The sequence below is a fragment of the Pseudoalteromonas piscicida genome, assembly GCF_002208135.1.
GTDB classification, from domain to species: domain Bacteria; phylum Pseudomonadota; class Gammaproteobacteria; order Enterobacterales; family Alteromonadaceae; genus Pseudoalteromonas; species Pseudoalteromonas piscicida_A.
In genome coordinates this window covers 905,724-932,572 of record NZ_CP021647.1, presented here as the reverse complement: position 1 = coordinate 932,572, position 26,849 = coordinate 905,724, and the positions used below count along the sequence as shown (strand labels likewise).

At 42.8% G+C, this 26,849-nt stretch carries 22 protein-coding genes and 1 pseudogene; 11 read left to right on the top strand and 12 right to left on the bottom strand.

Annotated elements, in window-relative coordinates; all coding sequences use genetic code 11:
• Nucleotides 1–93 precede the first annotated feature (93 nt).
• Both B1L02_RS22595 and B1L02_RS22590 read left to right on the top strand, forming a co-directional pair.
• Nucleotides 94–2,682, top strand: a complete 2,589-nt coding sequence (locus B1L02_RS22595; protein ID WP_088532967.1) for a M1 family metallopeptidase — start codon at nt 94–96, stop codon at nt 2,680–2,682.
• Nucleotides 2,683–2,745: 63 nt separating this feature from the next.
• The gene (locus B1L02_RS22590; RefSeq protein WP_088532966.1) at nt 2,746–3,492 is read left to right on the top strand and encodes an alpha/beta hydrolase; all 747 of its coding nucleotides are present in this window, start codon (nt 2,746–2,748) and stop codon (nt 3,490–3,492) included.
• A gap of 256 nt (nt 3,493–3,748) precedes the next feature.
• Here the strand turns inward: B1L02_RS22590 and B1L02_RS22585 are convergent, their stop codons facing one another.
• Nucleotides 3,749–6,514 (bottom strand): methyl-accepting chemotaxis protein, encoded by a 2,766-nt coding sequence (locus B1L02_RS22585; RefSeq protein WP_088532965.1) that lies wholly within the window; start codon nt 6,512–6,514, stop codon nt 3,749–3,751.
• A 229-nt stretch (nt 6,515–6,743) separates the two neighbouring features.
• Between B1L02_RS22585 and B1L02_RS22580 the strand changes: the two genes are divergently transcribed.
• The 4 genes from B1L02_RS22580 (at nt 6,744) to B1L02_RS22565 (ending at nt 10,239) form a co-directional block, all read left to right on the top strand.
• The gene (locus B1L02_RS22580) at nt 6,744–7,856 is read left to right on the top strand and encodes a sensor histidine kinase (RefSeq protein WP_088532964.1); all 1,113 of its coding nucleotides are present in this window, start codon (nt 6,744–6,746) and stop codon (nt 7,854–7,856) included.
• The gene (locus B1L02_RS22575) at nt 7,849–8,475 is read left to right on the top strand and encodes a response regulator (RefSeq protein ID WP_088532963.1); all 627 of its coding nucleotides are present in this window, start codon (nt 7,849–7,851) and stop codon (nt 8,473–8,475) included. Before B1L02_RS22580 ends, B1L02_RS22575 begins: the two co-directional genes overlap by 8 nt.
• Nucleotides 8,476–8,514: 39 nt before the next feature.
• Nucleotides 8,515–9,420, top strand: a complete 906-nt coding sequence (locus B1L02_RS22570) for a histone deacetylase (RefSeq protein WP_088532962.1) — start codon at nt 8,515–8,517, stop codon at nt 9,418–9,420.
• Nucleotides 9,421–9,654: 234 nt separating this feature from the next.
• Nucleotides 9,655–10,239 (top strand): hypothetical protein, encoded by a 585-nt coding sequence (locus B1L02_RS22565; protein ID WP_088532961.1) that lies wholly within the window; start codon nt 9,655–9,657, stop codon nt 10,237–10,239.
• Nucleotides 10,240–10,284: 45 nt separating this feature from the next.
• Here B1L02_RS22565 and B1L02_RS22560 read toward each other — a convergent pair whose 3' ends face one another.
• Nucleotides 10,285–11,022 (bottom strand): substrate-binding periplasmic protein, encoded by a 738-nt coding sequence (locus B1L02_RS22560; protein ID WP_223192141.1) that lies wholly within the window; start codon nt 11,020–11,022, stop codon nt 10,285–10,287.
• A gap of 77 nt (nt 11,023–11,099) precedes the next feature.
• Here B1L02_RS22560 and B1L02_RS22555 point away from each other — a divergent pair, with 77 nt between their 5' ends.
• Entirely contained in the window at nt 11,100–11,978 is an 879-nt protein-coding gene (locus B1L02_RS22555; RefSeq protein WP_088532960.1) for a TPR end-of-group domain-containing protein, read from the top strand.
• On the opposite strand, the gene B1L02_RS22550 is transcribed toward B1L02_RS22555, so the two are convergent.
• From B1L02_RS22550 to B1L02_RS22530, 5 genes are all read right to left on the bottom strand, one after another.
• The gene (locus B1L02_RS22550; RefSeq protein WP_187305601.1) at nt 11,956–12,918 is read right to left on the bottom strand and encodes a hypothetical protein; all 963 of its coding nucleotides are present in this window, start codon (nt 12,916–12,918) and stop codon (nt 11,956–11,958) included. The genes B1L02_RS22555 and B1L02_RS22550 overlap by 23 nt on opposite strands.
• Nucleotides 12,863–13,603 (bottom strand): ferredoxin--NADP reductase, encoded by a 741-nt coding sequence (locus B1L02_RS22545; RefSeq protein ID WP_088532958.1) that lies wholly within the window; start codon nt 13,601–13,603, stop codon nt 12,863–12,865. Before B1L02_RS22545 ends, B1L02_RS22550 begins: the two co-directional genes overlap by 56 nt.
• 69 nt (nt 13,604–13,672) lie before the next feature.
• Nucleotides 13,673–14,638 carry a hypothetical protein gene (locus B1L02_RS22540; RefSeq protein WP_088532957.1) on the bottom strand — a complete coding sequence of 322 codons (966 nt, stop codon included), beginning with the start codon at nt 14,636–14,638 and terminating at the stop codon, nt 13,673–13,675.
• Between the two features lie 194 nt (nt 14,639–14,832).
• Nucleotides 14,833–15,534, bottom strand: coding sequence for a purine-nucleoside phosphorylase (deoD, locus tag B1L02_RS22535; RefSeq protein ID WP_088532956.1), 702 nt, complete (start codon nt 15,532–15,534; stop codon nt 14,833–14,835).
• Nucleotides 15,535–15,548: 14 nt separating this feature from the next.
• Nucleotides 15,549–16,760, bottom strand: a complete 1,212-nt coding sequence (locus B1L02_RS22530; RefSeq protein WP_088532955.1) for a phosphopentomutase — start codon at nt 16,758–16,760, stop codon at nt 15,549–15,551.
• A gap of 308 nt (nt 16,761–17,068) precedes the next feature.
• Here B1L02_RS22530 and udk point away from each other — a divergent pair, with 308 nt between their 5' ends.
• Complete coding sequence (gene udk / locus B1L02_RS22525; protein ID WP_010603723.1) at nt 17,069–17,698, top strand: uridine kinase; 630 nt, start codon at nt 17,069–17,071, stop codon at nt 17,696–17,698.
• Between the two features lie 12 nt (nt 17,699–17,710).
• Nucleotides 17,711–18,934, top strand: a complete 1,224-nt coding sequence (locus B1L02_RS22520) for a NupC/NupG family nucleoside CNT transporter (RefSeq protein ID WP_010369948.1) — start codon at nt 17,711–17,713, stop codon at nt 18,932–18,934.
• Between the two features lie 172 nt (nt 18,935–19,106).
• Here the strand turns inward: B1L02_RS22520 and B1L02_RS22515 are convergent.
• A pseudogene (locus B1L02_RS22515) lies at nt 19,107–19,990 on the bottom strand (DMT family transporter).
• A gap of 140 nt (nt 19,991–20,130) precedes the next feature.
• Here B1L02_RS22515 and B1L02_RS22510 point away from each other — a divergent pair.
• Together B1L02_RS22510 and B1L02_RS22505 are read left to right on the top strand one after the other, a co-directional pair.
• Complete coding sequence (locus B1L02_RS22510; protein WP_088532954.1) at nt 20,131–21,120, top strand: WD40 repeat domain-containing protein; 990 nt, start codon at nt 20,131–20,133, stop codon at nt 21,118–21,120.
• Nucleotides 21,121–21,170: 50 nt separating this feature from the next.
• Nucleotides 21,171–21,929, top strand: a complete 759-nt coding sequence (locus B1L02_RS22505) for a DUF3667 domain-containing protein (RefSeq protein ID WP_232003196.1) — start codon at nt 21,171–21,173, stop codon at nt 21,927–21,929.
• A gap of 67 nt (nt 21,930–21,996) precedes the next feature.
• On the opposite strand, the gene B1L02_RS22500 is transcribed toward B1L02_RS22505, so the two are convergent.
• From B1L02_RS22500 to B1L02_RS22485, 4 genes are all read right to left on the bottom strand, one after another.
• Nucleotides 21,997–22,248 carry a DUF2999 family protein gene (locus tag B1L02_RS22500; protein ID WP_039496508.1) on the bottom strand — a complete coding sequence of 84 codons (252 nt, stop codon included), beginning with the start codon at nt 22,246–22,248 and terminating at the stop codon, nt 21,997–21,999.
• 8 nt (nt 22,249–22,256) lie between these two features.
• The gene (locus tag B1L02_RS22495; protein WP_223192142.1) at nt 22,257–23,456 is read right to left on the bottom strand and encodes an RsmB/NOP family class I SAM-dependent RNA methyltransferase; all 1,200 of its coding nucleotides are present in this window, start codon (nt 23,454–23,456) and stop codon (nt 22,257–22,259) included.
• Nucleotides 23,457–23,610: 154 nt separating this feature from the next.
• Nucleotides 23,611–25,164, bottom strand: a complete 1,554-nt coding sequence (locus tag B1L02_RS22490; RefSeq protein ID WP_088532953.1) for a hypothetical protein — start codon at nt 25,162–25,164, stop codon at nt 23,611–23,613.
• A 160-nt stretch (nt 25,165–25,324) separates the two neighbouring features.
• Nucleotides 25,325–26,791 (bottom strand): hypothetical protein, encoded by a 1,467-nt coding sequence (locus tag B1L02_RS22485; RefSeq protein ID WP_088532952.1) that lies wholly within the window; start codon nt 26,789–26,791, stop codon nt 25,325–25,327.
• Nucleotides 26,792–26,849: the final 58 nt, after the last annotated feature.

The window sequence follows — 26,849 nt, the reverse complement described above, 5'->3', positions numbered from 1 at the left end:
CACTCATTATGTTTTGTTCACACCTAGTGACAACATACAGCACATTGATTAGCAATATAAACCAACAATAACAAATATGGATAAAGGATTTTTATGCTATCTAAATCTCTGATATGCAGTGCTATTTTACTAGCTACTAGCGCTTCTGTTGATGCCCAATCTAATGCTGAACTTCATCGTTTAGCCACCGTAGCTAAACCGATAGAACAAGCAGTCACATTTAACTTAGACCCATCTAAGGAGCGTTTTTCAGGACACACGACTATAAAACTTGAGGTGCTCAAAGCCACTCAGTTTATTGAGCTCAACGGATTAGACTATGCAATCAACACTGCAGAGTTAGTCGGAAAAGCGTCGTGTGAGCTCAGAGATAAAATGCTCGAAACCGGTAAAGTGAGATTGAGTTGCGAAAAAACACTGCAACCGGGTCGCTACACGCTTACTATTGACTATACCGCCCCATACAATCGTAATAGCGTCGGTCTATATAAAACCATAGACAATGGCGTGCCTTACTTATTTACCCAGTTTCAGATGAGTGATGCAAGAAGAGCAATACCAACGTTCGATGAACCTGAGTATAAAATTCCATTCCAACTCACTATTACCGCCCCTGACGATCAAAAAGTATTCGCTAACACGCCAGTTTTAGAGACCAAAAAGTCAAATGGCATGACCACCCACTATTTCGACAAGACGCCGCCCCTTCCTTCTTATTTAGTTGCCTTGTCCGTTGGTCCATTCGAAGTACTTGATGTTAAAGGGATGTCGGTTCCGGGTAACATTATTACCCCACAAAAGAAATCAAATCTTGCCGCTTATTCCATCGAAAACACGCCAAAGATACTCAAAGCACTTGAAGACTATTTTGACTTACCCTATGTCTATAAAAAACTAGACCAAGTCGCAGTCCCTGAATTTCCGTTTGGTGCAATGGAGAATGCAGGCCTTGTGACTTACCGAGAAGACATATTACTTATCGATCCAGCAACGTCGACAAGACAAGCCCAAACTTCGCATGTGAACGTTATTGCTCATGAACTTGCACACCAATGGTATGGTAATCTAGTTACGATGAAATGGTGGAATGACCTTTGGTTAAACGAAGCATTTGCCACTTGGATGGCTGCAAAGATCACACTACAGCTGTTTCCTAAGCTAGAGACAAATTTATCCTTATCTCAACACAATGCAATGCCCTATGACGCTCAGGCAACTACCTCACCGATCCGCAAACCGGTTATTACAGAGTCTGATGTAACAGACGGCTTGGGACTTGCGTACAGCAAAGGTAGCTCGGTACTTTACATGGTTGAGCAGTGGCTTGGGGAAGCGGTATTCAAGGAAGGCATGCGCAATTATATCCGTAAATTTGCTTATAAAAATGCAGAAGCCAAAGATCTGTGGAATGAGCTGGGTAAAGTGTCTAATAAAGATGTTGCGACAGTGCTAGACTCATTTGTATCACAAGCTTCATTTCCACTTTTGACGATTAAGTTAGATGGTCAGAATGCCACCGTATCCCAACAGCGTTTTGTAATAAAAGGACAAGAAGCGGCAGCACAAACTTGGCATATCCCCATCACGTTGCGCTATGGTAAAGGTGACAAAACGGCCACTAAGACAATACTTCTAGACTCGAAGAAACAACAGATTAAATTAGACTTTGAGCCAGAGTGGATCTTACCAAACGACAATGCGACAGGTTATTACCGCTGGGATCTTTCTGAATCTCAACTCGCAAGCCTAATATCACATGCCCCAAACAAGCTAAACGAGCGGGAGAGATTAGACCTACTAAGCAATGTTGATGCGCTGATGGAGTCTGGAAAAATAAACGCCAACGCGTTGATGTTAACGCTCAGTGAGTTTATTAATGACAATCACCCCAAGGTAGCAAAGGCTGCTCTTACTCAATTACTATCACAACATAAACAGTATGAAGACGATTCAAATAAGTTACTTTGGAAGAAGCTTTTTACGACTTATGTTGAGCCTGCATTTTCTCGATATGGACTTGAGGCAAATGCAAATGAACCAGCTGCCACATCTGAAATACGTGCAGCATTGGTTAGAGCACTGGCTTTCGAGACAAAGCATCAAACCATTATTACGCATGCAAAAAAACAAGCGAGTTTGTATTTAACGACACCTGATAAAGTTGACCCCTACTTGGCGAGAAGTTTCCTGCAAATTGCCGCTTACTACGGTGATGCTGAGCTGTTGAAGTCGTACAAAAAAGTATTTGAAACTACCAATAACCCAACTCAACGTACTAATCTATTGCTTGCAATGGGTTATTTTGGCCCACAAGAATTGCAACAACAAGTACTAGATTATGCCCTAAGCGAGCACGTAACTGCCTCCGACTTTAATTACATATTAAGCGGGAATGGTAAAGGCGATGAGCGAAAAGCGCTTTATCAAAAGTGGTTTTATCAGCACTTTGAGCGCTTAAAGGAACGCTTCCCTCCTTTTGCAAAACCACAGCTACCTTTTTACTTATTTTCGTACTGTGACGCAGATGCGCTAAAACAAGCGCAGCAGTTTTTTGGACCAATGCAAAACGAGATAGAAGGCCTGAGTAAATCACTCAAGCAGCTGGAACTGGCAACAAATACCTGCATTATGCAAAAGCAAAGAGAGCTGGCTTCAGTTAACCAATTTTTGAATAACTTGTAAAAGACTCCAACCAGTTGTGGCGCTTTTGGCTTTTGCTGAGCGCCACTATTTTTTAGGATAAATATGTTACGTTCATTTTTATTATTGCTATGTCTGCCATTCGCCTTGGCCGCTGAAACCGTGATTGATCCCGCTCGTGATAGAGCAATTCCTATAGAAACTCATCAACCATCCAATACCGATAACTGCTCAACTACAGCGCTTTGCCCCGTTGCACTGCTAAGCGCCGGCTATGGTGTCTCTCATACCGAATATCAATTTTTGGTCAAAACGCTAAACCAAGCAGGATATTTGGTTATTACTGTAGGCCATGAGCTTGCAACTGACCCTCCTCTTTCCGTCGAGGGAAACCTATACGAAACACGCGCAGAAAACTGGCAACGCGGCGCCGATACGCTAGTGTTTATTCGCGATTACTTTAAGCCAAAGTTCACCACCTTTGATTTTGAGCATATCCTTTTGGTTGGCCATTCTAATGGCGGTGATATTTCAGCATGGTTAATCAATCACGGCGCTAAATTTGTAAGTCAGATCATTACGCTAGACCATCGCAGAGTGCCATTACCGAGAAGCCTTGATGTAGCGGTATTGTCGATACGAGCAAGTGACTTTCCAGCGGACAAAGGGGTATTGCCAAGTCGTGCTGAAAAGCAAAAATATCACGATTGTGTTGTCACGATCGCGAACGCAAAACACAACGACATGACTGACGAAGGTCCGAGCTGGCTAACAGACAAAATAGCACAAATTTTGGCTGATCATTTAGCTGGAAAACCTTGCTTAGGGAATGAAAAAGTAAACGACCAATAAAAAAGAATATAAAGTGATACCGAAACCCCAACAGGCAAGCGATGTTGTCTCTATCTGCACGTCTCTTATCTTTGACTAGGTGATACCGAGTAATAACGGGTGGCAAAGTAACAGTATAATGATGATTGGTGTAACCATGGTTTATGCCATATCCCTAAACATTGTTAGCGGTTAAAAAGCCATCTAATTACTCTAACCTGTCACGTGATGTTCCTAAAAGCAATAAAGATCAACAGGCCGCAGATTTTGCTGACCTTTAGCTCACCACTTTCATCAACTCTGCTTTAGTCTTGCCGATATCAAACTGCTCAACCATCTCTCGCAATTCATTGGCTTTACTCAACAATGATAGCCCTGATGCGTTTGTCATCTCTACCAAGGTATTGTTTTGCTGAGTAATACCATCAATTTGTTTAATGGCTAGATTAATTTGCTCAATACCACTCGATTGCGTGTTGCAAGCCTCAGCGATAGTTTGCACTTGCGATGCAAGCCCATACACACTTTCCACGATGGTTTTTAGCGTCTCACCGGATTCTGAGGCCAGTTTAGACCCTTGCTTCACTTTGACGTTACTGGTTCCTAAAAGCTCAGAGATATCTTTTGATGCGCTTGCGCTGCGCAGCGCTAAATTTCTCACCTCAGAGGCGACGACCGCAAAGCCTTTGCCTTTTTCTCCCGCTCTAGCGGCTTCGACAGAGGCGTTCAGCGCCAATAAGTTAGTTTGAAACGCGATAGAATCAATCACCTCAATGACGGTAAGTATTTCTTTAGCACTCTTACTAATTTCGGTCATTGCCTCAATCGTTGACTCAACCACCTTTCCACCTTGCTGTGCTTGCTGGTTTACTTCAATTGCCAACTGATTGGCCGATTGCGCATTACTGGCGTTTGAGTGCACGGTTTCGGTGATTTCACCGACTGATACCCTTGTTTCTTCAATAGATGCAGCTTGAGAAGAGGAGCGTTCGCTTAACTCTTCAATGCCTGTGGTGATCTGCTGTACCGAGACTGTGATGGATTCCGCCATGGCTAGTAGCTTTTGCATCATATTAGCTAAGTTGCCAACACTGGTATTCACCGATTGTTTCAACAGCGCAAAATCACCCGCATAACTTTTTTCAACTTGACGCGTTAAATTGCCTTGAGACAGCCCATCCATCACATTCATGCATTCCTTGAGCGGCGCTTCAATTGAGTCCAACGTTCCATTCATCGCACTGATTATGCTGGCATATGCACCATGGTGTTTGCTGGCATCAGCTCTATGATGCAAATCTCCCTCACTGGCCGCTTCTGCAAGCTCTTCGGCATCTATTAGCATTAATTTAATCGCACTAACACACGCTGAGAGGCTTTGATAAATGCTATCAAATTCTCCCTTATAACCATCATTCGTTAAGGCCGGTAGCTCTCCTTTTGCGATACTTTCTAGATATCCGCTAGTGAGTGCAACAGGTTTAGAGACGGCATCAAGCGTTTCATTGACACCACGAATGATTTTACGAAACTCGCCCTGATGTTTGGCTTCATCCGCCCGAGTAGAGAGCTCCCCTTCTCCTGCGGCAGCAACTAAACTGTAAGTATCATCAATAAGCAATGAAAGCGATGACGTAGCGCGTTGTAAGGCCATATGAATTTGCGCAAATTCGCCTTTGAACTCGCCATTAATCTGCTCAGGAATTTCTCCTTTTGAAAGTGAAATAAGATATTGTTTTGTTTGACTAATGGGTTGCTCAACGGTATCGAGTAGTTTGTTAAGTCCACTGGCTATTAATTGCATGGAGCCAACGTATCCTTCAAGGTTTAGACGTTCACTTAATTTACCATCAGAAGCAGACTTGATAAGCTGTTCAACCTGCTGCTCTGCACGCCTTGTCTGGCTTAAATCTTTAAATTCAAAAACAGTGCCTAACACCTTAGCATTTTGAGCGGAAACCGGGTTTGCGGTTGCCGCTATGATAATGTCACCTTCACACCACTCCCACTCTAGCTGCCGTATTAATTGACCTGCGGCCTGATGCAGTGCTTTAGAGCTATGAAGTAAAGCTTCGGGAATAGGGTGATCGACGATTTCGGCTGGCACGTTTAACGCGGCGCGGTAACGCTCAAATAAAGACTCACATTGCGCATTTACATAGATCACTCGATTATTGTCATCGCATAAAAGCACGGGTACGGCCACGTTATTTAGCGCATAACGGATCCGTAAGTTTTCTTTTGCTTGCGCCTCTAGTTTTTGAGTTGCATCAAGTAAGCTACTTTGCATTTTACGCAAATTTGCCAGCAGGTTACCAATTTCATCGTCGCTGTGTACAACAACGTTGTTGTCTAAGCGGCCACTCGCAATCGCCTTTGCCACATCGGATGCTTGGCGAATTGGACGGGTGATTAAATGCTGCATATACCAAGTCAATAATCCCAAAGTGACAACGGCAACAATGATGAGTCCTAGGGTACTGAAAAAGACAAGTTGATTTTTTGTCGCAACAATTTCGCGGGTTCGCGCTTTAACTAACGCATTAATTTGATCATTAATTTCAAGTAAGTATGTGCTAGCTTGACGATCTATTCCGCTTACAGCTCCATCGGCAAGGTCGACATCAAAGCCAGAGCTTTTAAGTAATTCCACCGCTTCACGGTATTTTTGTCCTAACGTGAGATGCGCTTGTTGGTAATCACGTAACTTACTTTCTAGGGTAGTTGGTAACGCATAGGCAGAAACAATTGAACTGAGCTGCTTTTGCACGTCAGCTTCTTTGCTTTCAAATCTCGACCAATATTTATTTAGCTGGGCAGGATCTCTTCCTCTAATGAGTACATTTTTCCACTCTTGTACTTGGGTTTTAAAGTCTTCAAGCACCATGTTTATTTGCTCGCGAGCAGCCAGTTCATTGGCTATCATGCCATCATATTGCTCCGCTACACGTTTCATCACCAAAACGGTAATCATCGCGCCGATGAGTATTACCACTAAGCCTGCTGTTACCGCTGAAATAAGTTTTGCCTTAACACTTTTCATTCTGAGTATCCCTAATTATGAAAAGATTGTTACATAAAGATAGAACAGGAATGGTGGCGTCACAAATTAACGCACTGCCAAGATTGAAAAGCCTTTATTGCACTTTGATTTATAATGTAAAACTCATGACATTCGTCATCATCACAGAGTCACAAATATCTGTTAGGATAGGTTCGCAAGAGAATAAAGGAATAATACCTGCGTAGCAGGTTTTTAGCGGAGTAAGTAGATGTCGGCGTTTTTTCGCTATCCGACGGCTTGGTTAGTAACAACCATTTTCACTTGGTTAGCCGTTGCAATACCAAGTTTGATTTATGCTCAGCAAAAAGCACAATGGCTGCCCTGGGTACAGCATATCGGTGTTTTGATCCTCGTACTTTTATGTATCAATGAATCCGAAAAATACTATGGCTACAAGGTTAGATATTCAATGCTGTTTTTGCTGGCGCTTTTGATCCAATCAATTAACCTTACCTCCCCCGCCGCAATTCATCTCATTTACAACGTAAAACTCGTTGGGATCCTTGCTTTTTATGTTCCTTTAAGTTTTGCGCTTGGGTATATCCTAGTTACCTCCTGCTTATATGTTGCGTCGCAATACTTTTTTTGGGGACATGGTTTTGAATATCTCAACGCTGTGTTATTTGCTTGTTTTCAGTTGTTTGCGTACGTGGTGTGTAAAAGAATGCAAAAAGAACAAGAAGCCAAAGAAGCGCTACAACTCGCCCACAGTGAGCTATCTGCAACGCAGTCTCTGCTAAGCCAAAGTATTGCTAAACAAGAGCGACTTCAGTTAGCACGAGAATTACATGACGATGTTGGACATCAAATAACCAGCCTTATCGTAAATTTAGACGTCGCAAGGCGAACTGCGGCTGCACCATTAACCGAGCTATTGGATAGCTGCTATTTGCAAGCCAAAGACACGCTAAAGTGTATTCGCGATCTCGTCAGCGACAAGCGTAGCAACGAGCATATCGATCTCCATGATGCATTACTAAGGCTTACTGAATCTATCCCTCGTCTTAATATTGAGCTCGATTATGAACATCATCCGTTACTCGAAAAATTAAGTTATGCCAATTGCATTTTGAAGTGCTGCCAAGAGGCCATCACCAATACCTTAAAACATGCCAAGGCGGATAAAATGCAAGTACGAGTGTATTGTCAACAAGGGTTAAAAGTACAAATAAGTGATAACGGCATTACCTTAAATAGTATTCGATTTGGAAATGGTCTAGCGGGAATGCAGGAACGGATCCAGGAACTTGGCGGCAGTCTTGATGTGTCAACTCATCAAGGTGTGACATTAACTATCCATTTTGGGACTACAAATGGCTAAAATATCGGTTTACCTAGTCGATGATCAGGCGCTTGTGCGCCAGGGTATGCAAGCACTCCTTTCGCTGAGTGGTGACATTATTTGTTCTGGAAGTTGTGGCAGCGGCAGCGAGTTTATCCAACAGGTTCAATTAAACCAAATCACTGCGGACATTGTGCTTTTAGATATGCGTATGCCTGAGCTAGATGGTGTCGATGTACTCACCGAGCTTCTACCTTTGGCAATAAACTTTAAAGTCATTATCCTCACTACCTTCAACGATACTGCAAAGCTAAAATTAGCTTTAGAGCTGGGTGCCAAGGGTTGCCTTCTCAAGGACGTTGAATTAGAAGAGTTAATTGATGCCGTTCGACAAGTTCATCAAGGTGAACTCATCATCCAAGAAGAGCTTGCAGAGACCTTACTGAAACCTGACCCCACTTTAGATAAGCTCACCACACGAGAGAAAGATATTTTGAAACTAATCGCGAAAGGATATTCCAATAAGGAAATCGCCAATACGCTTTACAAAGCGGAAGGTACCATCCGTAACTCAGTCTCTTGCCTGCTTGCAAAACTACAAGTACGGGACAGAACACAAGCAACACTGAAAGCTAAAGCGCTCGGCTTCGGGGATTGATATTGCTACACTGCCATATCGCCACTTCCGGAGCCGTTTTTGAACAACCCAAATTTACCACTAGTTTATCACTCTAATTACTCATTCAATTTTGACCCAAAGCACCGCTTCGTGATGAGTAAGTTTGCACGTCTCTACCAAGAAGTAGATGCATTAGGGCTCATTAACAACAATATTTATAGCCCTAAACCCGGCGACCCATCGCCACTTGAAAGCGTGCACTGCGAGCAATATATTTGGGGCTTATGGCGTAATCAACTCGACGCTAAAATGATGCGTCGTATCGGCTTGCCTTGGTCAGAGCAGCTTATGGCACGTACTTTTACTGCGCCTCTTGGAACGCTTAAAACTGCAGAACTTGCGCTTAAACACGGTATTGCATGCCATTTAGCCGGTGGTACGCACCACGCACACTATGATTTTGGTTCTGGTTTTTGTATGGTTAACGATCTCGCCTTTACAGCCTCGCGTTTGCTCGACAGCAATCAAATCACCAATGCCTTAATCTTTGATTTGGATGTTCATCAAGGCGACGGTACCGCCGCCATGTTAAGGCACAACCCGTATGTCTACACTTGCTCAATCCACTGTGAGAAAAATTTCCCCTTTCGTAAACATGCTAGCGATTTAGATATTGGCTTAGAAGTAGGGATCAGTGACACACACTACCTCGAAATTGTTGCACATACGCTTGAGTCATTATTGGTTGCTCTAAATCCGGATATTGTGCTGTACGACGCTGGTGTCGATGTTTGGCAAGGTGATAACTTAGGTAAATTGGATATCTCATGGCTTGGCATTGCAAAACGCGATGCACTGGTGCTGACGTTATGTCAAAAGCATGGTGTCCCTGTCGCGACCGTGATCGGTGGCGGATACGATAAAGATCACCAAAGATTAGCAAAGCGCCACGCGATTGTGGTGCAACAAGCTGCAAAACTGTAAAAAATGATGATCTTTTTATTTTGCGCATTCGTTTATCATTATGAAGGGTTCAATTGGTGTAACACCTTTAGTTTACTTCCCCTTCACCATGGCACTGATTAGGCGCACCGTTTGGTGCGCTTTTCCCCTTACTCTCCTGAAAACACTTTCATTAATATTTAAAAAACATTTTATTTACGTAAATATCACACCCTGTTAATTTACCCACTTCGCTAACTAAAACAAGGAATTAGTATGAAAACCAAACTGGCGATTATCGCTTCATTGTTCGCAGCAAACTCAGCATACGCTACTGTGGAATTGTACTCAGGTGCAAATAACTGTGCTTTGGACACTAAACTAGAGGCTGCCGCTTTTACTAAGCATGCAAATGCGGTTGGTAACTTAGAAGCGTTAACACAAAAACACAGCGAGCAAGCGGGTGCCACGGGAAATGGCTACTTTATTTTCAACCCTGCCTACTTAAGAACTGAGCGTTACTTCAACTGTAGCGTGCCGCTAAATGCCAATATTGGTCAATTTACGCTAACTGTTCATGGTACAACGAAGGGATTATCAGGCACTAATGCCTTTTGCTTAATTTCAAAGATCCGTAAAGTGAGCGACGGTGGTATAGATAAATGGTTCAAGTTTAGAGAAACAGGCAAGGGATTTGATTGGGCAGACCTGTCAGATCCAACCGTAACAGGCGAGCAATTTGTTACCTACACCACAACGTTAGACAATAACTACGAAAGTAGTGCGGTTTTGGACTTCAAGTGCAGAACAACGTGGGATAAAGGTAGTGTGGCAGTTGGTCAAATTGAGCTTAGTTACTAATTAGTACCTTATCACTATGGGCAATCTTTCCCTGAGGATTGTCCATTATGGTCCAACAAATTTTTGATTATGCTTTGCCAGTGCACGCCTAATTCGGTCTATTAACATAGGTTCTGTATCCTTGCTAAATGCCATACATCCGCGCTGCTGACTTGCCTTAGTGACTTCTAAAAGCGGTGTAACTTCGTCATCGTTAAGTCCAGCCGCCTTAAGTTCTTCACTCATGATATACTCCGTTGACATGACAAGGTCTATCCGCCCTTTGAAAAAGAGTTTGTAAAAGCTTTTTGAATCTGCGGCAACAACCAAGTGCTCTCCCTGAGCGAAGCCATGTTGGATTAAGAAATCATAATAGAGATTCCCCTTCACAACAGCGGACGTGTACTGCTTAGCATCTTCCAATGAAGCAACTTGAATATCCTTACGCGTTTTCAGTTTGAAGAAATAGACGCCTACAGGGCGTATCAAAGGGCATGCCCATTCATAGTCAGCTTCACGCTCAGCCGTACGATAAATCGAATAAATCATTGTATTTGGACGCTCTTTTGCAATTTTCATAGCACGTATCCAAGGGTAGACTTTTATCTCGTAGTCAATCTCAGCTTCTGCTAGCACCTCCCTCACCTTTTTTGTAGCTCTCCCAACAACCTCTCCTTTATCATTGGTGAAGTTGTACGGTTTCCACTCTTCGGTTACCACCAGTAGATCTTTTGCAAAGGCACTCAACCCCATTGAAGAGAGTATGATTAGGCTATAAGCGGCTAATTTAATTACATAAACCAATATTTCCTCCCCGCTTTTTGCAATTCCACCTTAACTCATGCACCATATTACAAATCTAAAGTTTCAAGAACATCAATATGAAAAGCATAGTACTATTTATCCTTCTCGTCGCTTGTAGTTTTACTAGCTTGGCAAATGAACAAGTTACGCAAAAAAAGCCGACTGAAAACCAACAACAACAGGCTTTGTCACAATTACAAGAGCCGATGTATAGACCCTTAATTGAGCGCTATATTCTGGATGAGTTAAGAGCGGTAAGAGAAGATCAAATGCGCTTAAGAGCAGATATAGAGAAAAAAATCAGCCACTCCCAGCTCGATACTGCAGATCGCGCGATTACCTACACCACAGATACCATTAATAATGTGCTCTTTTTGATCACCGCTGCTGCGTCCATCTTAGTTGTCGTTGGTTGGACTTCTTTTAGAGATATTAAGAGTAAAGTTGAAGATATAGTGAGTTTACGCGTTGGCACAATCACCGATGAATATGAAAAGCGCCTTCAGGTTATAGAAGAGAAATTACGCGAACGTTCTGAAGAAATCCTCAATAACCAAAAGAAAATCTCTATAACGAATGAAGTACACTCTCTGTGGATGCGGGCAAATCTTGAAAGTGACATGAATTCTAAAATTGAAATTTACGATGAGATCCTAAATCGCAAACCTGAAGACGTAGAAGCAATTGCCTATAAAGCCGATGCTTTATTAGAACTAGGTCAAACCAACACGGCGATTGCTTTGTGTAATCAAGCGCTAGAAATAGACAGTGATTATGGTTATGCCTATTGGCAACGAGCTTGTGCCTACTCCATGCTTTACAAGCACGCAGATGCAATGGCCGACATCCGTATGGCATTGGAATATGCGCCTAACTTAAAGAACGAGCTACAGCACGAGCCTGCCTTTGCGAGTCTTGCTGACAACCAAAGCTTTAACGAGCTGGTGAATAGTTAAGTTGTTTTAGCAGTTCGATTTGTAATTGAGTGATAATGTCGAGCTGCTTCTTAGAGATAATCAACGGATTTTCAATTTGATGGATCGTAGCTCCTTGCAAATTAAAGTGCTTTTTCAACTCAAGCATCATATTACTGTCATAGAAAAGTGCGGCCAAAGAGCCATCTTCAAGTGCTTGTGTTAAACCATACTCCAGACGTTTATGAAGCTTAATATCATCTTTACGGACATAGAAGTACAGCATTGAGGGGTAGAGCAACAAGTTTTTCTCACAATAAGTAACTTGCTTATTATCAAAAGCATTGAGTTCAGGCACTAACTCGATAATACCTCGTGGAAAAATCTTACCGGCACTATTTGCAAGCACGCGATAACCCGCTAAACCATCGACATATTTTTCTACCGTAAAACCCGCCTTTTCAAAAATAGCAACATCGGGCCAGTCTTTTCCCAAGACAACGTTGAACTGTTGTAGCTCTGCTAACGATAAATGCACATTTAGCTTACCGCTGTCGGCAACATTCATTACCAGTGCTCTTATACCAAAGCTTCCAAATGCAATGGGAATAGCCACAGGCTTCGCCTGAACGTCTCTAGCGGCTGTTGAAACTGTCCAGAACACATCTACATTATGTTTTAGTAATTCCTTAAATTGTCGTGATTGGTTGATGGGTAAATCAATCGGTTCTATCCAATACTCGCCATATCGTTCGCGTGACTTATCTAATGCTAAACGCAAGACTGACAAAAAGTATTGGTTCTGCGGCGTGCCGTTTTCTTTTGCCGCATCCACTACTCTAATGACCTTTGATGCTGCAAAAACAGTATCAGCAGTTACCAGAAGCAACAAGTACAGGACATAGATAACATGAGCCCGCATAATATCACCAATATTGCTCGACTGTGATCTGTCCGGGTTTTGCACGTCTATGACGTTCAAATCCCATACCTTGCAGCTGAGCACTTAGCTCCTTTACCATTTCAGGGTTACCACAGAGCATAAAATGGCTATTATCCGGTAACTGCTCATAGCCAAGGTGAATTAATAACTGCTTGTTTTCTATCAATTCAGTAACTCGCCCTTGGCAACCCAGCTCTGGCTTTTCACGTGTTACGAGCGGTACATAGGTAAAGTCGTCTCTTTGCTGTTGCAACTGTTCAAGCATTTCGCGATAACACAAATCTGCATTTAGTCGCACACCATGAATAAGGATCACCTGTTTAACCTGTTGCCACACTTTGCCTTCTTTGAGCATAGACAAAAATGGGCCTATCGCTGTACCTGTACTTATCATCCAAAGCGTATCGCAGGGTGGTAGTTCATCTAATACAAAAAATCCGTTTGCTTGGTAAGTAACATCAAACTCATCACCGACTTGTAGCTGATGTAAGGGCACAGAAAGGTTGCCGTCGGGTACCTCGACTAACAAGACTTCATGAATTGGCTCTGATGGCGGGTTTACAAAGGAATATGCTCGCGCAATACGCTTATCCCCTTGTTGCAAACTCAATTTAGTATATTGGCCAGCCTTGAAAGGTGCGATGTCCGCATTAAATTTGATACTGAATAATGTTGGCGTCCAATGTGTTATTTCGACGATCTCTCCTTTTACCCACTGCGACATTATTTCTCCGAAACTCACAAGCCGTATTTATTTTACGATAACATAAACATGGCAAAAAACTCGGCTTTGTCAAAGTTTCGGGCACCAGATTTTACCCAATTCAACAGGGAGTGGATCTCTAACGGCGATCTGTGGCGCTACCTTTGGCAGCGACAAATTAAATTTATCGATATGGGCATTCACCATGGACGCATATCCTGTTTTAGCAGCACCAAGTGAATACGCTTTCATAGTTGTAGAAACAGTTACAGCTTGTTTGCCCTGCTCTAGCTGTTGCACCAGTGCTCGCAGCCAACCAAGATAATGCTGATTATCATCTAGCAAAGAGGGCTCTGTTGCGATTTCAGCAAGCGCTTTACGATAGCTAGAAAAATCTGAGTTGAGTACGTATATCCCAAGGCTATTGATTGAGACTTGCTTCACGGCTCTATAGTTTTCGTCTTTTTCGTACTGTGTCGCCGCCTTAATAAAATAGTTAAGTGCCTCATCAGCCTCCCCTTTTGCAAATGTTACATTGCCAAGTGCGGTTAACAGCCCTGCTTGCATAAAATTTGGCAGCCGTCCTTTATCAACACTTTTTAAAAGATTGTATCCGACAGCGGGCTGACCAAGCTGGGTATAGGCAATTGCTATATTCACTTTTAATGCGGACTTATGTTGGGAGCTGACCGAAGCGTTCATTGCACATCGATAGTGCCAAATCGCTTGCTCATTTTGGTTACGACGACGATAACCAACACCTATATTAGTCAAGATTTTTGCTTTATCTTCATCTGCTAGCGCCTGAAAGCGTGGTTCTTTAAGCGTATCTAGTGCCTTAATAAAAATGGCATTATTGAATGTGCTAGCACTTGCTTTAATCGCTTGATAGTGGAGTTGATATAAATCTCGAACCGAAAGGTCCTGCCTAGCAATCTCGTATTGATATACCTTAAGTGCTTCGTCAGGCGCGTTTTTGACCAGTGACTCAAACGCATCTAAGTCAACTTCAGCATTCGCCATCAACGCTAAAAAGCCTATAACAAGAATCGTCATCACCCAACACCAGCACTTTACTATTAGAAAAACTCTACCACCTTTATGCAGTTTAAACTAGTCAAGGTTATTTAAGACGGGGCCAGATCAAAAAAAAAGCCGCTTAAAGCGGCTTTTTTGGGTGTGATTCGCGTTGTTTTAGGCGTGTCTCCAAAACTCTGCGATTACGTTACCAAGGAACTTTTTAAATCGTATTAAATTGACTCTAGTGCAATTTTAACCATCTCATTAAACGTGCTTTGACGCTCTTCTGGTGGTGTTGCTTCACCAGTAATAACATGGTCACTTACTGTGAATAATGCCATCGCTTTTGCACCATACTCAGCCGCTACGCCGTATAAACCTGCTGTTTCCATATCAACAGCCATTACGCCTAGCTTGTCTAATTCTTTATAAAATTCGCCATCGGCTTGATAGAAAGTATCTGTCGTGAAAACATTACCAACTTTTGCATCAATGCCTAGACGGCGAGCAGCGTTTACGCCGCTTTCTAATAAACCAAAATCAGCAATCGCAGCGAAGTCATAACCACGTACACGAGCACGATTAACATTTGAGTCTGTGCTTGCGCCTTGGGCAAAGATCACATCGCGGATCTTGATGTCTTGGCTGATGCCTCCACATGTACCGATGCGGATCAGGTTCTTAACGCCAAAGCTAACAATAAGCTCACGAGCGTAGATTGACATAGATGGAATACCCATGCCTGAACCCATGATGCTAACTGGGTTACCATTGTAAGTACCAGTGAAACCAAACATGTTGCGAACGTCAGTTACTTGACGAGCATCTTCCAGAAAGTTTTCTGCAATGTATTTTGCTCTTAGTGGATCGCCCGGCATTAATACCGTTTCTGCAAAATCACCTGGCTTTGCGCTAATGTGTGGAGTGCTCATATTGTTTCCTTTAGTTAGGCTTTTATCTCGGCCTTAAAGCCTTCACCGTACTGCGTTGCATCTAAATCAAACCACTGGGCAAGCGTTTGACCTATGTCAGCAAAACTTTGTCTTTCTCCTAACGGAGTATTGTTCATACCCGGTGTATATGCCAATACGGGCACGTACTCTCGCGTATGATCTGTACCTTCTGCGGTTGGGTCACAACCATGGTCGGCAGTCACTAAAAGTAAGTCATCAGCTTTTAGTTTGGCAATAATTTCCGGCAAAAATGCGTCAAACTCAGCAAGTGCTTCTGCATATCCCACTGCATTTCTGCGGTGACCAAACTTTTCGTCGAAGTCGACTAAGTTGGTGAAGATAAGGCTGTGGTCCGGCGCTGTGTCCATCACTTCGCTTGTCTTCGCTAGCAGATTCAAAAGACCCGGTGCTTTGTGCTTTTGTGTGATCCCTTGATGCGCATAGATATCTGCAATTTTACCAATACTAATTACTTCGCCACCGTCATTGGCTAGCTTATCTAGCACAGTCGGCGAAGGCGGTAATACCGAATAGTCTCGGCGATTACCTGTACGAATAAAGTCGGCACTTGAAGTGCCTATAAATGGCCGCGCAATCACTCGTCCTATATTCATTTCATCAAGCAGTGCCCGTGCGATTTCACATACTTGATAAAGCTTGTCAAGTCCAAACGATTGTTCATGAGCGGCTATTTGAAAGACGCTATCAACTGAGGTGTAGCAAATCGGCTTACCGCTTTGTACGTGTTCTTCACCCAGCTGTTCTAAAATCGTTGTGCCCGACGCATAACAGTTACCCAAAATGCCAGGTATGTCTGCACGTTTGCACAATTCATCTATAAATTCTTGTGGGAAACAGGGGGTTGTATTTGGGAAGTAACCCCAATCAAACAATACTGGCACCCCTGCCATTTCCCAGTGGCCAGACGGCGTGTCTTTACCACTCGATAATTCTTTTGCAAATCCCCAAGCAGCACTTGGTTCTATAGTTTGCGCCACGGCGCAAGTTTCTTTACCTGCAGCTTCACATGCTGCAATAAGGCCTAGTTTAGAAAGATTCGGTAAGTCTAACGCTTGCCCTTTTTCTTCTTTATACGCCTGCAATAAGTGTGCGAGAGTATTAGCGCCAACATCACCAAACTTTTCTGCGTCCGGTGCTGCGCCAATGCCTAGGCTATCCGCCATTAAAATGATTGCTCTTGCCATAGATACCTCTCTATACTGCTCAGGCTGTTATTTATTCTTAAATACATGGTTACCTGAAGCGATGGTTACTTTATGTTTGGTTAAAAAAATCGTACAGGACATAAGTCCGCTGTCATAAAATAGTCACAAAATTCACGAAAAGCTGCGATCTTGCTAATTTAGCTCTGTCGCACTCAAGCGGACATAAGTCCTGTTTTGAGTCCGCCAAACCCGTTAAATTTGCTCATTAAGCGAGGCAAAAGAGATTAATCGTGTCTTTTTTGCTATTGTGATCTTCCAACATAAACAACTGCTGGGTGTGAACTTTAGTGACACGAACTATTATAGCCATAGCTGGCGCATCTGCGTCTGGTAAGTCTCTTTTTAGTCAAACGATCTACAACGAATTAGTGAATGAGCTTGCCTCAGGCACTATCGCGGTAATCGAAGAGGACGCCTATTATAAAGATCAATCGCATTTACCTATAGAGCATCGTACTCAAACGAATTATGATCATCCTGATGCGTTTGAACACGAGCTGTTACGCGAGCATTTAACTAAGCTTCGCCTAGGTGAATCCGTAGAGGTTCCTACCTACGATTACGGACAGCATACACGTAGTGATAAAACCCGAATAGTAAATCCTGCTAAGATACTAATCGTCGAGGGTATATTACTACTGAGCGATCCTGCATTAAGTGAAGAGTTTGATATCAAGGTGTTTATTGATACACCTTTGGATATTTGTTTGCTGCGTCGCATGCAAAGAGATATAGAGCACAGAGGAAGAAGTCTGTCATCTGTGGTAGAACAATATCAGGCGACGGTAAGACCGATGTTTTATCAGTTTATCGAGCCATCCAAGCATAATGCCGACTTGGTTGTGACCCGTGGCGGTATGAATCGCGTTGCGATTGATATTATTAAAAGTAAAATAAAATATTTGCTACAAGAATAACGGGAAATTGGCATGACAACAATTATGAGCTTAGTGGGCATGATGATGCTCCTAGGCGTAGCATTTGCGTGTTCGACAAATCGCAGTGCTATTAATAAGCGTACCGTAGGCGTTGCATTTTTATTGCAAGTCCTTATTGGTGGCTTTGTACTCTTTATTGAAGCAGGCAAAAATGTATTAGCTTCAATGTCTAGCGCGGTTGCCAAAGTGATTAGCTATGCTAATGACGGTATCGGTTTCTTGTTCGGGCCATTAGCCAAACAAGACTCGCTAGGGTTTATCTTTGCGATTCAGGTATTACCAGTGATCGTGTTCTTCTCGGCACTCGTTGCTGTGTTGTATCACCTTGGTATCATGAACTGGATCATTAAAATTTTAGGTGGTGGCTTGCAAAAGCTGCTGCAAACGTCACGACCAGAGTCGCTTTCAGCTACGGCAAATATTTTTGTCGGCCAAACGGAAGCCCCTTTGATCGTAAAACCGTTTATTCCAAAAATGACGCAATCAGAGTTGTTTGCAGTTATGGTGGGCGGTTTGGCGACGGTAGCAGGTTCCGTTATGGCGGGCTATGTGGCGATTGGTGTTGAGCTTAAATACCTCATTGCCGCGAGCTTTATGGCAGCTCCTGGTGGTTTCTTAATGGCAAAAATGATTGTGCCAGAAACCGAGAAGCCACACGAAAACCTATCTGATGTAGATAGTGGTGATGATAAACCAGTAAACGTAATTGACGCAGCAGCATCAGGTGCATCAAGCGGTATGCACTTAGCACTGAACGTAGGTGCGATGCTACTTGCGTTTGTGGCACTTATTGCGCTACTAAACGGTTTACTAGGCAGTATTGGTGGAATTTTTGATTACCCAACACTGACGCTACAAGAAATTTTAGGCTACGTCTTTGCCCCTGTTGCTTGGCTACTTGGGGTACCTTGGTCGGAAGCCGTGACGGCAGGTAGTTTTATCGGCCAAAAATTGGTAGTTAACGAGTTTGTTGCCTACCTAGATTATATGAATTATCGCGATACGTTGAGCACGCACACTCAAGCGATTGTCACATTTGCTTTATGTGGATTTGCTAACTTATCGTCGATTGCCATCTTACTAGGCGGACTTGGTGGTATGGCCCCAAGTCGTAGAAAGGATATCGCTCGCCTAGGGCTCAGAGCAGTGTTAGCAGGGTCTATGGCTAACCTCATGAGTGCAGCAATTGCAGGTTTCTTCCTCTCGCTAGCTTAGAAACTTATTGAGATAAGCCGCAGTTGCAAAACAATTGGTTGGTTGCTTTAAGGGGTTAAAGTGACCACACTAACTTGAACGATACTTCACCAAAGGGCCTTTAGGCCCTTTTATCGTTTCTGAGGAGCGCTTTTTTGGCCGCACCATGTTAAAGGGCCACCACTTTTCTCACCTACAATTTCTTTATCGCTTTTGGCGGGAATATCTTTTCATGTAGTCCAGTTACTAGGCTGACTCCAAGCAAGACTAAAATACTGCCAAGGATTGTGTTAGCACCTATTTGCTCTTGTAAAAAGAGATGTCCCCATAAAATCCCAAACACGGGAATTAAAAAGGTAACGGATAAAGCAGACGCAGCGCCAAGATCTTCAACTAACTTAAAATAGAGAATATAGGCAACGCCCGTGCATAATACGCCAAGACCGACTACCGCACTTATCACTGTAGAGTCAGGCATTTCCCTCATTGGCATAAACCAAATAAACGGCAACACCAATAGCGCAGAGCCCATAAGTTACCATGGGCATGATTAAATGCGCTCATTTTTGGTGCCGTTTTGGTGTAATGAGAGGCCACCGCATAGCTCAAAGTCGCACACAAGGTTGCAATAATAGGCAGCCATACGCCCTCATCCAGTACGGTGCTATCCAACCCGACTAGCGTGATAACACCTGCAATCCCAAACCCACAACCTAGCCACACCGACTTTTGAGTCGGCACTTTTAGCCAAAACACACTGATTAGCACACCCCAAAATGGTGCAGTTGAATTTAAAATTGAGAGCATAGAAGCATCAAGCGTTTGCACGGCATAAGCGAATAGCATAAAAGGTAACGCTGAGTTAAACAGTCCAAGGATTAAAAAGTGCTTTTTATATTGCCAAAAATGTAAATTGCGCTTTAATACTAAAGCAACCGCGGCGAGCGTTAGCGCACCAAATAAGACTCTAAATTCAATGAGTACAGCTGGGCCAAGGACACCGGCAGCCACCTTCATAAATAAAAATGAGCCACCCCAAATTGCGGCAAGTAACATTAAACCAAGAAACCCTTTCATTCCCTACTCCAAGGTTAATATTAATGGAGCTTTACCTTACGCCGATATATAAATACAGCACAAGCCATTTTTGGTACTGTCATTAGAATGTGTTTAACTTTCTTTAAGAAAGAGGGAAAGGCTAAAACTTAAGGTATAGAATGAGACTCGCTTTTTACGCAATGATAGTCGCTTTGCTTATCCTCACAGGATGTAGCAAAAGGCAAACTCTAGAGCCAACAGAGCAAATACAATTGACTCAGTTGCCGGTTAGCCTCGCCCAACTTTCTAGTGACGCGGCGCTAACCTTGTTACTCATTGACGATCATTTACTACAAGTATGGGATAACCAAAGCCAACAGCTCATTAAACAAATCGAAGGAAGTAAATACCAACTTACTTTTCGTGACGCTTTAATAGCGCCGAGCAAGCGCAGTATTCTGAGTATTTCGGACACCCAACTCAACATCTGGCAATTGCACTCAAACGAAGTTGTCAGTTATCCATTACCTGAGTTTGACTCGTTTATCCGCGTTACCAAGGCCCAGTGGTCCAGCGACGAGCAGTTTATCGCCCTTGGCTACAATGACGGCAGCGTACTACTTTTGAGTTTAGATGAGCAAATCATCACCACAATAAACCTTCACGAAAGTAGCATTACACATTTGATTTTTAATCGTAACTTGACCTCGCTCTACTCGGCCTCTTTAGATGGCCACGCTAAAAGGCTTGAGTTAACTAGTAAAGAAGTCACTGTAGACTATGAGCTGCCTCATCGTATTACCAGTTTGGCATTATCACAAAATGAAAACTGGCTGTTCGTATCTGACGCCCTGCAAGACCAAAAATTCATTGATACGCGCACAGGTCAAGCAGTGTTATCTCTATCCTATCCTCAGCGCTTCAAGTTTTTCCGAAGTGCACAATTCGTAGCTGACGACAAGTTTCTGCTAACCACCTCTTCCAAGGAATATATTTCGCTATGGGAATTAACGTCGGGAAAAGAGATTGTCAGTTGGCCAATTGCACAACTGAATTTGGGCAGCACCGTTTATGATGTGCACATCTCCGATAACAATGTGCTCACTACGATAAGTTCAGATGGGGTACTGGAAAAGTGGGCCTTAACAGCTATTTTGTTTGATTATTAGAGACAAAAAAAGGTAGCATTCATCGATATTAAAAAATAATAAATGCATCTATGGATCACGCAAATTTTGACAATCAATCGCACTGTTTAAATTGTCACACTCAACTTGTTGGCGAGTACTGCTCAGGTTGCGGACAGAAAAAAGCGTCGAGATTGACCTTTAAACACTTACGCATTTTGCTTCAAAGCGCACTGCTTGAACTCGAATCCCCTTTTTTTAAATTACTTTTTGGATTATTGCTTCGACCTTTTAAGACCATTCTTGGATATCTGAATGGACAGAGAAGTCGCTTTGGTAATCCCTTCAAGTTTAGTTTTATTCTACTCACAGTGATCGTGCTTGCCTCGCATCTACTTGAAATCAGTTTCATGCCCAGCAGTCAACTTTTGGAATCGAAAGATCAGCTCAAATGGCAATCTGAAATCGCACTTTATGAGGCAACTCATGTTTATCGCGTCTTTATTCTGGCATTTTTACTCGGATTAGCCTCTAAGCTAGTATATCGTTCTGCGCCCTACACAATGCTGGAGTACACGATAGGACACCTACTCATTTTAACCCTAAGCGTCCTGCTATTCTCAATTCCACTAATGTTGGGTATATTCGGCGAGCAGCTGTTCGCAATTCTTTCGCTCTTATTTTCTGGTTTGTACAGCATAGTACTTAACTATAAAATGGCGGAACATGGGCTTGTAAAGTGGAAAAATTGGGGTAAGGCAGCACTTGCCTACGCGATAGGCTCGTCACTATTTTCTGTTATTTTCGCATTTTTGTTTGGGGTATACAGTGGTTTTACTCACAAAATTTGATCTGTATGTGAGCTATTTAGCTAGACCCTAGACAAGGCTGAGCTTGTCTAGGGCCTAGCCATTAATGCTACTGTTTTAGCTGTGCTTTTGCAGCCTCAACCTTTTCAAAATCAAGACCTAATTCGTTAACTGCTTCTTTGATCAATGCAGGATTTTGCATTACCAAAGCCATCAACTGTTGAAGCTTTTCGGGTGGAATACCTAGTTGCTGAATAGTCGCCATCGCCATCATTGGATTTTCAGTCAGCTGGGTAAATACCGCTTGGATCTGTTCATCCGAAATATTGTGCTCTTTAAGTAATGCAATGATTGGATTCATCTTGTTTCCTAACTATTTTTTACTAATCGTGCGGCATAAAAACCGTCAAATTCCGAATTTACTCCTGGAAGTAAACGTAGAGAATCTTCTAACTGCCAATTGGGGTTATTTGCCAAAAAGCGTTCAACCTGCTGCTCATTTTCAGAAGGTAGAATTGAGCAAGTTGCATACACCAGTTTGCCGCCCACCTTACACATTTGGCTGTAACGCGCTAGCACATCGGTTTGCAAAGCAATAAGTGTGTCCAAATTTTGCGAATTCAAGTGCCACTTTGCATCTGGATTACGCTTTAATACGCCAAGACCTGAGCACGGCACATCCAGTAGCACCCGATCAAACTTCTCTTTTTGGCGCTTAATAGTTTTATTGTTTTGAATAACGCGTGTTTCAGCCACATGCACGCCCGCACGTTTCGCTCGTTGTTTCAGTGTTTCAAGCTTATGTTCATGGATATCCATAGATAACAAGCGCCCTTTATTCTCCATCAGCGCAGCAATATGCAAACTCTTGCCACCGGCGCCTGCACAGGCATCAACCACCTTATGACCAGGCTGTATTTCTAAAAAAGGCACGATTTGCTGAGAGCCTGCATCTTGCATTTCAAACCAACCAGACTGAAATGCTTGAGAGCGGAACAGATGGCTATTGGACTCAACTTTTAGCGCGATATGAGAATCAAGCGCAACGTGTGAAACCTTGATCCCTTCTTTTGCCAGAGACTCTGTCACTGTCGCAATATCGCTTTTTAGGCTATTGACTCGCAAATATTGCTGAGCACTCTGATTTAGCGCGGATGCAACCGCAGGCCACTGCTCGCCCAGTTGTTCAGATGCAACCTCATGCAACCAATCAGGTAAAGATAGACGAACGGCCTGAGGTGCCTGCTCAATTAAGCTTTGTAGCTGTTCCTGATTATAACGCTCAGTATCCACCCACTCCGGCAGCGGCTGCCCTGTAACAACTTGGCAAGTTAACCAGTAGCCAAAACCATCTAGCGGCATTTCTTCATGCTCAAGTAGGTAAGCCAGTAACCGTTTAAAACGGAAAATATGATAATAGTTGCTCACCACATACTGCCTTTCATCAAGGTTCCACTGAGGGTTATTCTGGAGCAGTTGAGTTAATGCTTTATCGGCATGAAGAGAAGTATCTAGCACATGTTCAATGCACTCAGACAGAGTTTGGACTAACGAGCGAGTTACAGACACAATATGGTCTCGATTATTGCTAAAACACTATTTTAGCGCGCATATAGAAGAGCATCAATTGAAGTTTATGATCTTCAGCGGAAATAAGGTAATGAATCGAAGCACACAACAACATGCGACTTCGATTCATTTTTACATTATTACAGCGGGTCGATTACCGGCTCAAATATCCGATACGATTCAGCTCATCAGCTCGGTGACGCAATGGGTCCTGAATACGACACATCCCCTGCCCTTGCTCAATAAACTTAGCGAGCGCCTCATTTCCTTGATAGCCGCCAGAATCATTACAAGAGTCTGGTAGTAGTCTTGTTTTTAACACCTGAGGGTTAAAGGTACTCACACCCGTTTCAGTAGCAAGCTTTACCTGCTCATTTATCGCGTATGATGTTGCAACTGGTGTTGTCCAAGAGGAGCCATACAAGGCTTGCTCTACACCATAGCGCATACCAAGCACATCAGGTTCCATTTTAGGCGTACTATTTTTTTCCGTGCTGTCGTATGGGTCATAACCAACATTAATATACAAATCGATGCTTTCATTGCCGACAAAACTGTCTGGCTGCTCGACATAAACCTGTTGCCACTCAGACTTTCCAAATGGCTGAATTGTCGTGTTTTTTGCTGAAGTAGAATACTGATAAACCCGAACTCGATTGCTAAATGGCATGAGATCCAATTCATCATTGCTTGTCACAGCATCAATATTGCCTGCATGAAATGCAAGCGCTCTGGGTGAGCCAAATATTGCCTCATAAACAGGCTTTAAAGCATATAAAAATTCAGTAGCTTTTGCGTTATTCAGCTCTCCCGCACACGCATTTTGCTCCCATGCGATATACACATCTTGTAGCGTAAAGCCGCCCGAATAGTTAATAAATTCAACTTCGTTCGCTTCAATAATATCTGCAGTTAACGAGCTTGCTGCACTTGTCATGAAACGAGAAAATTCACTGACATCTTGCGCACAGAGCGCGTTTTTATGCTGAATAAAAGGTGAGAAAGACTCAGTATCAATAGCAACAAACTCTGCCTCAGGGTTATGCTGAGCAAGATAACCAAATACCTTAGTGCCATGACTATTAAAATTGCGCTTCGTGACTCTATCTGCTTTATCAGCAGGCACTACCGCCCTATATTTAATAGCGAGATCAGATAACCACGCGGCGGGTAGAAATGCTGGCTGCGGAGAGTCAAATTTTTCATTCGTAAAGGTAAACTGATTGACCTCTGTTAAAAGTTTAACTCCCAGCTTTGAAAGGTTTACCTCTGGGTTATCCGCGATAAAAGTTTTGGATTGAGGGTCATATTTAAACGCAGCTTTAACTCGAGATCGGTATCTAAGCGCCGTATGAAAGTCCATTCCGTAATCTAAAACTAGCAATGTTTGCGATGGTTTTGTCCGAGATTGGTCAAACACCCCATCGTTAAACTTTACGTTAACGATATCGCACATCTCATGAGTCGCTGTCGTATTTGCACAGTTTATGCCTTCCGACGTTATTACTTCAATTGCATCAGCGACATACTGCTTTCCCTGCAGCTCAATTGCGTCCATAAACACGCTGGGATCGGGCTCAACTATAACTGGATCTGGCGGCGGTTTAATCGGATCCGGTACAGGGTCATTTGAATCACTCCCACCACCGCAACCAGAAACAAATAACAAAGACGAAACGGCAAATAAAGTACCTGTTATTTTAACCATAAAACCTATCCTTAGAATGGTGCTCGATACATTATATTTTGCCTACTAAGCAAAATATTCAAACACAACAAATTAACAAAAAATTTTCTTAGAGACTATATCATGGATTGTCAAACAGGCACCATAAAGTAACAAATTAGTACAAAGTCCTAATTAGCTACTAGTTTAGATACTTTTGACGATTAAGTTCATCAATACGATGCTTCAACGGATCTTGAATTCTACACACTCCTTCACCATTTTGAATGAATTGAGATAACTTAAAGTTGATGAAGTAGCCACCATTGTCAAAACACTGAGTTGGTAACAAAGTCTGTTTTAACAGCACAGGGTCAAACCAAGTTATTTGCCTATCATGCTCAAGTTGAGTTTGTGTCGAAATCGCATAAGAAGTGGCAATCGGCGCAGCCCAAGAGGATGATGGAAACTCCCAATCAGCTCCGTAGCGCATTCCATAAACATCGGAAGCCATTTTCGGCGTACTATTTTGTTCCCAGAAGTCGCTTCTACCATAGCCAAAGTTTATATACAGATCGATATACTTATCTCCATTAAACTCAGAAGTGTGATCTACAAACACCTTTTGCCAATTTAAATCGCCTGTAGCCGTTATATTGGTGTCCACCGAGCCGGTGGTGTAGGACATTACACGTACCCGGTTAGGGTAATCAGTTACATCTAAGGGGTTCTCACTGCTACTAGCACCAATCGCACCGGCATGAAGGCCTAGTACTCCGTGGGTGTTAAACAGAACATCATAAATAGGCTGGATACTCTTAACAAATTCGGTAGCGGTACTATTGCTCAATTGACCATTACATGAGCTAGCAGACCAAGCATTACGGACATCGGTTCTTTCAAAACCGCCTGAATAGTTTATATACTCAACACCATGCTGCTCAATAACATCGGCCCGTAAGGAATTTGCAGCCTTTTGCATTTTGGTATGTAGCTCTTCTATATTACGGCTACAAAGTGCATCTTTATGGTTGATAAATGGAGAAAAGCTCTCAGTATCAACAATGACAAACTCGGCATCGGGATTGTGTTGTGCTAAGTAACCAAAAACCTTAGTTCCATGACTAAAGTGCGGCTTTCCAGTTATATGATCGTATTTATCGTGTTTCGCTATCGAAACATATTTAGCCGCTAATTCTCCAAGCCAAGCCGCAGGCAAAAAGCCACTTTCGGTATACCCTGTCTCGCCATTGAGATAAGTAAATCCGTCAAGCTCAGTTAACAACTTTTTCCCTAATTTTGAGATAGTCACCGATGGATTATCAGCCACAAAAGACTGGCTCTGATGATCATATTTATACGTCGCGATGACTCGGCTTCGATAACGCAATACCGTTTGCAAATCCATACCGTAATCTAATACCAATACAGTCTGCTGCGATTTAGTCCTTTGCGGATCATAATTACCGTCATTAAAATGAACAGTGACAGAATCACACATCGGGTGTGATTGTTCGGCCAAATCACAGGCAATATTTTGCTCCGTCATCCAGTTAATTGAATCTGAAATATATTGCTGAGCAAATGGTTTAACAGGGTGCATACTGGCATGACTTGATGCTACATATAAAGCACTCAATAAAAAAACAGCTTTTGTGGAGTTACCCATTACAAAGTCCTTCTTTTAAATCTCTTGATTTTTGATGATGTAAGTTAAAACACTATTT